Here is a 12,090-nt window from a genome sequence, read left to right as displayed (position 1 = left end):
GAAAGCACGCACGCGCGTGGGCGGTCGGTAGCGGCCTTGTATTGTCTTGCGCGTCCGTGATGGCGCAGGTGCCGAATCTGCCCGGCATCGATGCGCGAGAGCAGCAGTTGCAGCAGGAGCGCGAGCGCGCTTTGCGTGAGCAGCAGGAGCAGCGTCCGGATGTGCGCTTGCAGCCGGCCGCCTCGGCTTCTGATATTCGCATTCCAGCAAGCGAATCTCCGTGCTTCCGGATTGACCGCGTCGAGCTCGTGGGCGACGCCTCGGAAGCGTTCCAGTGGGCGATCGAGGCGGCCGACGAGCCTGCTGACCCCGCACGGGGTCGATGTCTCGGAACGACGGGCATCAACATCGTCATGGCCCGCATCCAGAATGCCATTGTCAAACGCGGCTATGTCACAACCCGCGTGCTCGCCGGCAACCAGGACTTGCAGACGGGCGTCCTTCGCCTGACCCTCGTTCCGGGCCGTGTCCATGCGGTGCGCTTTGCAGACGGGGTGGAGGCCGATTGGGTGACTGCCCTCAATGCGGTACCTGCCAAGCCCGGAGATCTGCTGAACCTGCGCGACATCGAGCAAGGGCTGGAGAACTTCAAGCGTGTGCCGACCGTTGAGGCCGACATTCAGATCGTGCCCACGGAAGGCGCGGATGCCGCTGCCGGCCAGAGCGACCTGGTCATCTCGTGGCGACAGGCACGGCGCTGGCGGCTGTCGTTGTCGGCGGATGACGCGGGCAGCCGTGGCACGGGCAAGTACCAGGGCACGGCCACCGTGTCGCTCGACAATCTGTTCACGGTCAATGATCTCTTCTATGTCTCGTACAACCACGCGCTGACGCCGTTCAACTCCAACGGTCGCAACACGGATGGCTACAACGCCTACTACTCGATTCCCTTCGGGTACTGGCAGGTGACCAGTACCTACAGCGACAGCAATTACTACCAGACTGTGGCGGGCGCGTACCAGGACTACCGATACAGCGGCAGAAGCTCGAACTTCGACGTGAAGCTCTCGCGCCTGATCTGGCGTGACGCCACCAGCAAGACCACGGTGGGCGCCAAAGTGTGGCAACGCACCTCCTCCAACTACATCGACGACACCGAAGTCGAAGTCCAGCGGCGACGTACGGCGGGCTGGGGTGCGGAGATCAGTCATCGTCACTTCATCGGTGCGGCCACGCTGGACATGACGTTTGACTATCGCAAAGGGACCGGCGCGTTCGACGCGTTGCCGGCGCCCGAAGAAGCCTTCGGCGAAGGCTCCTCGCGCATGCGTCTGTGGTCGTTCAACGCCTCGCTCGACATTCCTTTCACGCTGGCCGACCAGCGCCTGCGTTACAGCACCACGTGGCGGCAACAGTGGAACGGCACACCCCTGAGCTCGCAGGACCGGCTCTCTCTTGGCAACCGCTACACCATCCGTGGCTTTGACGGCGAACTCACGCTCATGGGCGAGCGCGGCTTCGTGTGGCGCAACGAACTGTCGGCGGCCATCCCCGCGATTGGGGCGGAGGCCTATTGGGGCGTGGACTACGGGCGCGTCTTCGGTTTCCCGACAGCTGACCAGCTCGGGCAATCGCTGGCGGGTACAGCACTTGGACTGCGCGGCAGCGTGGTGCGCATCGGCTACGACGTCTTCATCGGCGCGCCCCTCTACAAGCCCCGTGGCTTTGTGACGGCGAATCCCGTGGTGGGCTTCAACCTGAACTGGTCGTACTGATCTCACGGCAACACCTGCACCAAGAACAACAACGAGCAAACATCATGAACAAGAACGCATACCGCATTGTCTTCAACCGGCATCGTGGGCAATGGATGGTCGTCGCCGAAATCGCCACCTCTCAGGGCAAGGAGGGCACGCGTGAGGGGGGCCATGGCAGCGGCCAGACGACTGCGCGCTTCGCCAGCGGTATGAATGCGCTCAAGTTCGCACTCTTCAGTTTGTTCGGTCTGGTGTCGATCGTCCCGGTGGCGATCCACGCGCAGATCATCGCGGACCCTAACGCACCGAAGAACCAGCAGCCCACGGTCATCAATGCCGGCAATGGGGTGCCGGTCGTCAACATCCAGACGCCAAGCGCTGCAGGGGTGTCGCGCAACACTTACCAGCAACTCGACGTCGGGCAGAACGGTGCGATCCTCAACAATTCACGCACCAATGCACAGACGCAACTGGGTGGATGGGTGCAGGGCAATCCGTGGCTTGCCAACGGCACCGCACGCATCATTCTCAACGAAGTCAACAGCAGCAACCCCAGCCGCCTGAACGGCTACATCGAAGTTGCCGGATCGCGCGCGCAGGTCGTCATCGCCAACCCGAGCGGCATTTCGTGCGACGGCTGCGGCTTCATCAATGCCGACCGAGGCGTGCTGACCACCGGTACACCGATCTTCAATAACGGCAACCTTGAAGCGTTCCGCGTCGAGCAAGGCACGGTCTCCATCAATGGGGCGGGCTTGGACGCCACCCAGACGGATTACACCCAGATCCTCGCGCGCGCGGTGCAGATCAATGCCGGCGTGTGGGCCAACCAGTTGACGGTACTGACCGGGGCCAACGAAATCCGCGCCGATGAGGCCGCACCCGACGCCCAACATGGCGTAGTGCCATTGGCCGCCAGCACCACAGATCGGCCGCAATTCGGCGTCGACGTCGCGCAACTGGGCGGCATGTACGCAGGCAAGATCACCCTGGTGGGGACCGAATCAGGCGTGGGGGTGCGCAACGCTGGCAACATTGGCGCGAGTGCGGGCGACGTGGTGGTCACCGCAGACGGACAACTCATCAACGCGGGTTCGATCACCAGCGCTGCCACGGTACATGTCGACGGACAGCACGGGCTCTTGAACAGTGGAACGCTCTACGCGGGAGACCGCATTGCTAGCACCGTTGTTGGTGCGTTCGAGAATTCAGGACTCATTGGCGCCCTGCATGACATCAACTTGGCGTCCTTGAACGGAAACGGACAGGCCGGCACCTTCACCAATACCTCCACAGGTGTGCTCGCCACGGGTCTACAGACAGACTACACGCTGACGGGGGATGGGACGCTGTCTGTCACCGCGCAAGGCGGCGCCAACGCTGCGGGGCAGATCTTTGGTGGCCGGGCGATGTCGTGGGTGGCGCCGACGGTGTCACTTGCCGACAGTACCGTTCAAGTGCAGAACTTCGTGGTCGCAGGGGATGCGGTCACGCTGGATCGCGCCACGATCACCGCACCCGGGCAGATCGCCATCGATGCGACCGGACAGATGTCCACACGCGGCGCCACGCTGACTGCGGAACACCTCGCGATCAACGCGCGCGGTCTGGACAACACGGGCGGGGTACTGCAACAGACAGGTGAAGATAGTCTCGTACTGACCTTTGCCGATGACTTCATCAACACTGACGGCTCGCTCGCCGCCAACGGTGACGCAATCATCGCGGCCAACCGCTTCGACAACGAACGCGGCAAGGTGGGTCTGGCGGGGCCCGTCACTGTCGGGGTGCAGACGCTCAATAACCGGAACGGCCAGATCCTCGCGGGAGGCGAACAAACGCTCACGGTCAGCGGCGCCCTGGACAACACATCCGGCACCTTGCAGGCTGGCAGCGCGATGCAGCTGGACGCGGCCTCACTTGCCAACGCTGGCGGCAGGATCCTCAGCAGCGGATCGCAGTCGCTCGCAGTCAACGTCCTCGGTGACGTGGACAATACGGCCGGCCAGATCGCGGGCAATGGCCAAGGGCAAATCACTGCTGCTCAGCTGGCCAACGAGGGCGGCAAGATTACCTTTGCCAACGCCATCCAGATCGATGCGCAGCGCCTTGCCAACGGCAGTGGCCTGGTGCAGACCGACGGCGCGCTGGCAATCAATGCGACAGGCGGCATCGACAACGCGGGCGGCCAGATCATCTCGCAGCACGCCATGGCCTTGACTGCTCAGAGCCTCTCCAATGCGGGTGGGGCGGTCTACGTGCAGGGTGCGGATACGCTTGCCGTATCAGTCACTGGTTCGCTGGACAACACGTCGGGCCATATCGCAGGGAACGGCGACGTCGTGCTCGCTGCCAACGCGCTTCGTAACGACCGTGGTGGTGCGATCGGCGCCGGTGCTGATCTGTCCATCGATGCACAACGCATCGGCAATGCGTCGGGGACCTTGCAGTCCGGCGGTTCGCAAACGCTCGTCGCTGCGCAGGATATCGACAATACGGGGGGCTCGCTCAACGTCGGGGGCGCACTCTCAATCGAAGCGAGTAGTCTTGCCAACTCGGCGGGGTCGATCTCACAGAGTGGTGCGCAAGCGCTCGACATTCACCTGTCAGATGCGCTCGACAATGCCGGTGGCGCCATCACGAGCAATGCCGAACACATGGCGATTCACGCCGGCTCGCTCGCCAACGCGGGCGGCGAAATCAAACACGCCGGCAACCAGCAACTGGATCTGGCAATCGCCGGCGGCATCGACAACCGCGGTGGCCTTATCGCTGGTAATAGCGCCTCGGACATCTCGGGGACGTCGCTTGCCAACGACGCGGGCACACTGAGTTTTAACGGGCCACTCACAGCGACGGTGGCAAGCCTGAGCAACACCAATGGGGGCCGCATCCAGTCGTCCGATGCGTTGGCCCTCACCGTTTCGGGCAATGCTGATAATTCGGGCGGTATCGTGGCGGCGCAAAACGGCCTCGTGCTCGATGCGCAGGCCATCGACAATCGCGCCGGCGTCATCGTGGCGGTCGGTAGTGACGCACTGTCGCTGAAATCACGCGGTGCGCTGGACAACACGGGCGGACAGATCGTGGGTAACGGCAGTGGCACGTTGCGCGCCCAGACTCTTTTGAACGACGACGAAGGGACGATCGGCTTTGCGGGCGATCTGTCGGTTGTTGCTGACAATGTCACCAATCGCAGCGGCAAAATCCAGTCGGTCGCCGCGCAAGCCTTCTCGGTCGCGCAGTCGCTCGACAACACCGGTGGCACGATTGCCACGAGCGGCGCGCTGACGATTGCGGCGCATGACCTGGACAACATTGGCGGCACGATTTCGCAGAGCAGTACGGACGCCTTGTCGGTGAGTGTCGAGGAGCGTCTGGACAACACACGCGGCACGCTCGCGAGCGACGCGGCGCAGGGTCAGATCCGCGTTGGCAATGTAGACAACACCGATGGCAAGGTGGGCAGCAGCGGCACGCTGGCAGTCGCCGCGGACACGCTCATCAATACGCGCGGGCACCTCACCAGCGAAGGGTCACTCACCGTCACCAGCGCGCAAAGTGTTGTGAACACCGAAGGGGGTTTTATCGGTGCGAACGCTGCATTGAATCTCACCACGCAGGCGCTCGACAACCAGGGCGGACAGATTGGTTCAATCCAGTCGGATGCCACGATCACGGCCGGCCAGACCCGCAACGCCGGGGGCGCGCTCTTCGCCGCCGGTACGGCAAGCGTCACCGGTGGCGCGATCGACAATAGCGGTGGCGCCATTGGCGGCGACGCCTTGCGTATCGATACGCAGGGTCAAGCCCTGATCAATGCCAGCGGCACATTGGCGGGCAAGACAGATGTCATCATCAACTCCGGTGCGCTCAACAACGCCAGTGGTCTGATCCAGTCGGAGGGCAATCTGCTGATCGACACGCACGGACAGGCGCTCACGAATACGGCGTCGGGCGACAGTCGCGGCATCATGTCCATGGGCAATGCGACCGTGCGTGCGGGCGACATCGACAATTCGACAGGCTTCATCGGCAGCGCTGCCGGGGTGTCGATCGAATCAACCGGCACGGTGCACAATGAGAGGGGGGTGATCAATGCGCGGGACGCTCTTGGTATCTCGGCCCAGCAGGTTGATAACAGCAGTGGTCAGATCCAGGGCGCGGCCGATGTCACGGTCACGGCATCATCGCTCGCCAACGACGGTGGTTTGCTACGAGCAGCCCAGACTCTGACGATCACCGCCGACGCGCTGGGCAATACCAATACCAACAGCCAGGATCACGGTCTTGAGGGCAACGAAGTCGTCATCAGCGCCGCCTCCGTGGACAACACGAGCGGTGCCATTCGGGCGGACGGGCGAATCGCAATCGAGAGTGGTGGCACCCTTGTCAATCGGAGCGGTGTCGTCAGCGCCAGTGGCGTCACCGAAATCAAGGATGCCGGTGGCAGAACGCTCACCGTCGACAACGAAGGTGGTGTCATTGAAGGTGGCGAAGGTCTGGCCCTGGATGTCTCCCGCTATGGGGGCGCCGGCAAGCTCGGCAGTGGCGCAGACCTGTCCCTGTCGATGGAGGGTGACTACACCAACGCGAGCCAGATCGTCAGCGACGGCAACATCACGCTCGCGACGACCGGGCAGCTGACCAACAGCGGGCTCGTCCAGTCGGCCCTGGCACTCAACGTCAACGCCCGCGACATCGACAATACTGAGACTGGCGAATTCAATGCTGCGCTCACGCATCTGTCCGCCTCGGGCACGATCACCAATCGCGGGCTCATCGATGGTGGCGTGACTTGGCTGCAGGCGGGCACACTGAACAACGTTGGCACCGGCCGCATCTATGGTGATCTGGTCGCCATTCAGGCGGGGCAGCTCAACAACAGCGCCGAAGAAGTCGCCGATGTCATGGGGCTGCGGACCATGCGTGCCGGCACCATCGCCGCGCGTGCCGACATGCAGATCGGCTCAAATGAAATCAACAACAGCGGTCACGCGCTCATCTTCAGTGGCGACACGCTGAACATCGGTGGCACGCTGGACGAGAACCTCGTCGCCACCGGGCGCGCCGGCGTGCTCAACAACCACAGTTCGACGGTCGAGTCGCTGGGCGACATGCGCCTGGGCGTGGAGCAGGTCAACAACCTGAACGACGACCTGCGCGTCGAATTCGTGGAGGTCAGCCGCACGCACGTCACCGAGTACACGGGCGGCGCTGACCCCGACCACACCGAACCCATCTACAGCGCCGAGAAGGATGGCGCCTACGTTCAGAACATCAAGGGTCGCAACAACCTCTTCATCATCGATGCCGATGGCAACACCCAGCGCATCAGCACCGAATTCGATCGCTGGGACTACGATGAGATCGTCACCGAGACGCGCGTCACCAACAGCGACCCCAGCGTGATTCAATCGGGCGGAAACATGCTGCTCGACGTGGGTGACCTCTATAACGCACAGAGCAAGATTGTCGTGGGCGGCACGCTCTATGGCGACGCGGACAGGATCCGAAATGACAATGGTACCGGAGCACGCATCACCGAGCGCTCGGGCACCTTCACGCAGTTCCGCAACCTGAGCACGACCGACTACGCCTACAACCCGGCGCTGCCGCCCGAAGAAATCGATCTGGGCGCGGCTGTCGTGCGCATCAACAGCACCGACGCAGGCAGCGGCACCTCGATTGGCGGTCGTGATGACAGTAACGCAGGCTCCGGCGGTGTGACGGGGGACGCGGGGTCCGTGCAACTTGCCCGTAATGGGGTTGGCGCGGGTACCTCGCGGCCTGACGGATTACCCCTGGGCCCCAACGTCGTGGCCCCCATCATCGAAGTGGCCAGCAACGCGGGCTCCGGTCAGGTCGTCCGCACCACTACGCCGAATCTCACCCTGCCCGACAGCAGCCTCTTCCGCGTGGCAACGCAATCGGCTGGTCAGGTCAGCCTGCCCAACAGTACCGGCAGCGTGAATGGGCGTGCGCCTGACGCACCGGCCTCATCGGGCAACTACCTGATCGAGACCGACCCGCGCTTTGCCAACTACAAGGACTGGCTCAGCTCCGACAGCATGCTCACGGCCCTTGGCTACGACCCGCAACTCGTACAGAAGCGCCTGGGCGACGGCTTCTACGAGCAGATGCTGGTGCGTCAGCAGATATCCCAACTCACGGGCCAGCGCTTCCTGGACGGCTACTCTGACGATGAGGCGCAATACGCCGCACTGCTCAACAATGGCGCCACCTTCGCCAAGCAATACGGGCTCGTGCCGGGTGTGGCGCTCTCCGCCGAACAGATGGCGCTGCTGACCTCCGACATCGTCTGGCTGGTCGAGCAGCAAGTCACCACGGCCGATGGTGTGAGCATCTCGGTGCTCGTGCCACAGGTCTATGCGCGTGTGCAGTCGGGCGACATCAATGGCAGTGGCACGCTCATCGCCGCACATGACATGCAGCTCAACGTCAAGGGCAACCTGGAGAACACCGGCGCCTTGGGTGCAGCCGGCTACATGGGGGTCACCGCCAATGACATCGTGCAGACGGGCGGCCGGATCAACGCCAACATCGTTGACCTCAAAGCCAACAACGACATCCTCCACACGGGCGGCATGATTTCGGGCACCACGGCCGTGTCACTCGACGCTATCCGCAACGTCACCATCGCCTCGCAGACCGCGACGGCCAGCAATGGGCAGAGCAGTAACACCGGCATCAGCCGGGTGGCTCAGGTTCAGGTGGGGGCCAATGGCGGCGAGAATGGCCTGTTGGTCGTCAAGGCGGGTCAGGACGCAAACATCAATGCCGCCGAACTCAGTAACCTGAGCAAGAACGGTATTACTTACATTGGAGCCGGCAACAACATCAACATTGGCACGGTGACGGTCAGCAGCGAGCAGTCCTTTGGTGCGGCATCCGATCGCAGCCATCGTCTGGACAGTGCCAGTGCCGAAGTCGGTAGTGTCATCGGTGGCAATGGCACCATTTTGATGAACGCTGGCAACGACCTGAACGCCCGTGCAGCGACGGTTCAAACGGATGGCGCCATCGGGGCTCACGCCGGCCACGACATCAATATCACATCGGGCACGTCGACCAAGACGCTGGACATGGCAAGCTATGGTGAAAGTAGCGGTTTCATGTCGAAGGGCTCCGTCAGCAGTCAGGACAAGACAGAAGACCGAGGTGTCATCAGCAGTTCGTTTAAGGCGGGTGGTGACCTGCTTCTCGATGCGGGCAACGACGTCCACGTCACGGGTAGTTCAGTCTCTGCCAAGGGCGACGCAACGGTGCTGGCCGGCAACGACATAGTCGTGGATGAGGCTCGTCAGACATCTGGGCAGTCCAGCTCTCATTCCGACAGCAAGTCGAAAGTCATCAACCGCAGCTCGGCCACGTCGGATTCCAGCAGCTATTCGGATGTCGGCGTGAGCAGCACCATCAGCGGCAATACGGTCAATCTTCAGGCCACCAACAACCTGACCGTGCAGCAGAGCAACGTGGTCGGCAAGGAGGGCGTGGCCCTGACCGCCATCAACGGCGACGTATTGGTGACGGCGGGACAGAACTACTATGAAGCCGACTACAGCGAGAGCCAGAAGAGTTCGGGGATATCCACTTTCGCAGGCAAGGGCGGTATCGGCGTATCTGTGGGGAACGCACACAGCGACGGTGAAGGCCACCTTGTAGCAGTGACTCAGAGCGATGCGCGCTCTGCTGTTGGTGCGACCGAGGGTAACGTCATCGTCACCGCCGGCAAGGACGCAACCTTCATTGGCAGTGACGTGACTGCCGGTCGCAAGGGCGATGACAAGAATACCGGGCACATCGACGTATTGGCCCAGAACATCACCGTCCTGGCGGGAGAGGACTACGTCGTGCAATCGAGCGCCAGCAGTAGCCAGTCAAATGGTCTGGGGGTCGCCGTTGTCGGGACGCTTTTTGATACGGCCAAGAACCTCAAGGCCGCCTCGCAGAACGACAGTAAGGTCACTGCTGGCCGGCAGATCATCGATGAGATCGCCCATGCGGGTGCAACTGACACGCAAATAGCCGTCACAGCGTCGAGCACTGGCAGCAGCAGCCAGACAAATAGCGAATCGCTCACCCATAGCGGCAGCTCGTTCAACAGTGCCGGAGACATCTCTCTGCAGGCCACGGGCGACGGACAGAAGGACGCCAACGGCAAGGCCGTGAATGGCGATATCCTGATCGAGGGGAGCCTTCTGACCGCCGGCGAGAAACTCAAGCTCGACGCCGATCGCAACGTCACGGTGCAGGCATCGACCGATACCTATACCGAATACTCGTCCTCCAGCACCAGCGGCTGGAAGATCAGCTCGGCAGCCCCATCAGCAGGCGATACTGGCCGCTTCATCTCGGGTGGCCCCAATAACAGCGGTGTCTCTGTCTTCCCTATTGGCACCCAGAAGAGTCAAAGCAGCGGCAGTACCGAAGCAATCAGTCAGAACGCCAGCGTACTCATTGGTGACAGTGTTGACGTAACTGCTCGCACGGGAGACATCCGACTGGCTGGTAGTGGCATACAAGCCAACAATGATGTCACTCTCTCCGCCAAGATGGGCACCATCGACATCCTGTCCGGGCAAGAGAGTCTGTCCGCTCAGATGGATACATCGGGACGTCAGATGGGGGATCTGGGTGGAACTGGTTATTCCGGCACGGTGGGCATCAAGACCTACTCGCAGCACGAAGACGCCACGACTACCAGTCAGAGCACGGTAATCAGTCAGATCGTCAGCACTAATGGCAATGTCACCATGACGGCCAAGGACGACATCAACGCGCGCGGTGCCGACATCCAGGCCAAGAATGATGTGACGATGATTGGTAAGACCGTGAACCTTGATCCAGCCATCGACACGGCCAACGCCAACAGTTCAAGCAGCTCCAGCCAGTACGGCGTCACGCTCGCCTTGTCCGGTTACGCCGTGCAGGCCGCCCAGGCCGTCGAGAATGCCGCATATGCCAAGGAGAACCACAAATCCGACGAAGTTGTCGCGCTGTACGCTACGCAAGCAGGACTAGCCATCGCCAACGGAGTCGGCGCAGGCACCAGCACCGGGGTCAATGAGACCGGCAACCCCATGAACAGTAATGGCGGCAACACGCTTATCAAAGCCACGGTCAGTATCGGGGGCAGCTCCAATCATTCCGAGACACATACAGCCAGCACTACGCAGGGTGGTGCCACCATCACGGCGGGCGGCACTGCAACCATCATCGCCACGGGCTCCGGGGCCAAGGATGCAGACGGCAAGGCGATTGACGGCGACATCAACATGCGGGGCGCTACGATCAACGCCACCAACGTCACGCTCAACGCAGCGCACGACCTGAACGCGGAGAGCGTGCAAAACACCGCAACGTTAGACAGTCAATCGCAAGGCAATAGCGCCGGGATCGGCGTCGGCTTTGGGCTGGGCGGTAGCCAGAACGGCTTCACCCTTGAGCTGGCCGCCAGCCAGATCAAAGGCATGGAGAATGGACAATCCGTCACGCAGGTGAATACGCACGTCAACGCCACCGGCACCCTAACGATCACCACGGGGAACGATGCCAACATCGCAGGCGCGCAACTGACGGCAGACCGGGTCGAGGCCGACATTGGTCACGACCTGAACATCCGCAGCAGGCAGGACACGGAGACCTACGACGCCCGCACCGAGTCGGGTGGCTTCCAGGCCAGTCTGTGCATCCCGCCGTTCTGCTACGGCACCACTGTAAGTGCCAGCGGCAACTACAGCGAAGGCAACACCACCAGCACCTTCGCTTCGGTCAATGAACAAAGCGGCATCTTTGCCGGGGACGGCGGATACGACATCAAGGTCAAGGGCAACACCGACCTACAAGGCGGGGCCATCGTCAGCACCGCCACACCGGACAAGAACTACTTCGAGACACGCACACTGACCACCAGTGACGTCGAAAACTACGCCAGCTTCAGCAGCGACAAGGACAGCATCGCACTCAGCTATAGCGGCGGTACAAGCGGCGCGGGCGGTGTTGGCTGGGCCGATGGCACGCTCGCCAAGAATGCTGCTGTCAGCGTCTTGAACACAGCCGCCGCCAACGGTCAGGCGCCGATCGAAGGTCAGGCCACCGGCACCACCAAGAGCGTCATCTCACAAGGCACCATCGTCATCACGGACAACGACGAACAAATTGCCCGCACCGGCAAGACGGCCGACGAGACCATCGCCAGCATCAATCACGATGCCGACACCGCCAACGGCAAGATCGACAAGATCTTCGACGCGCAGCAGGTCAAGGAACAACAGGAGCTTGCGGACCTGCGCGCGCAGACCATGCAGCAGGCCGCGCCTCTCTTGTACAAGAACGTTGGTGACATGCTCGAAGGCCAGGACGAGTCGGT

2 protein-coding genes are annotated in these 12,090 nt (G+C 62.2%); both read left to right on the top strand.

Annotation, left to right across the window (positions count from 1 at the left end):
- Nucleotides 1-1,715: ShlB/FhaC/HecB family hemolysin secretion/activation protein (locus tag ACDA63_RS19790; protein WP_373665026.1), on the top strand; the 1,715-nt coding region annotated here is incomplete at its 5' end.
- Between the two features lie 44 nt (nt 1,716-1,759).
- The coding region (locus tag ACDA63_RS19785; protein ID WP_373665025.1) for a hemagglutinin repeat-containing protein at nt 1,760-12,090 on the top strand (10,331 nt) is incomplete at its 3' end.

The sequence above is a fragment of the Uliginosibacterium sp. sgz301328 genome (genome assembly GCF_041807905.1).
Taxonomy (GTDB): domain Bacteria; phylum Pseudomonadota; class Gammaproteobacteria; order Burkholderiales; family Rhodocyclaceae; genus JBGVSA01.
The sequence above is the reverse complement of the archived record's forward strand: the minus strand, read 5'-3'. Positions and strand labels throughout refer to the sequence as shown.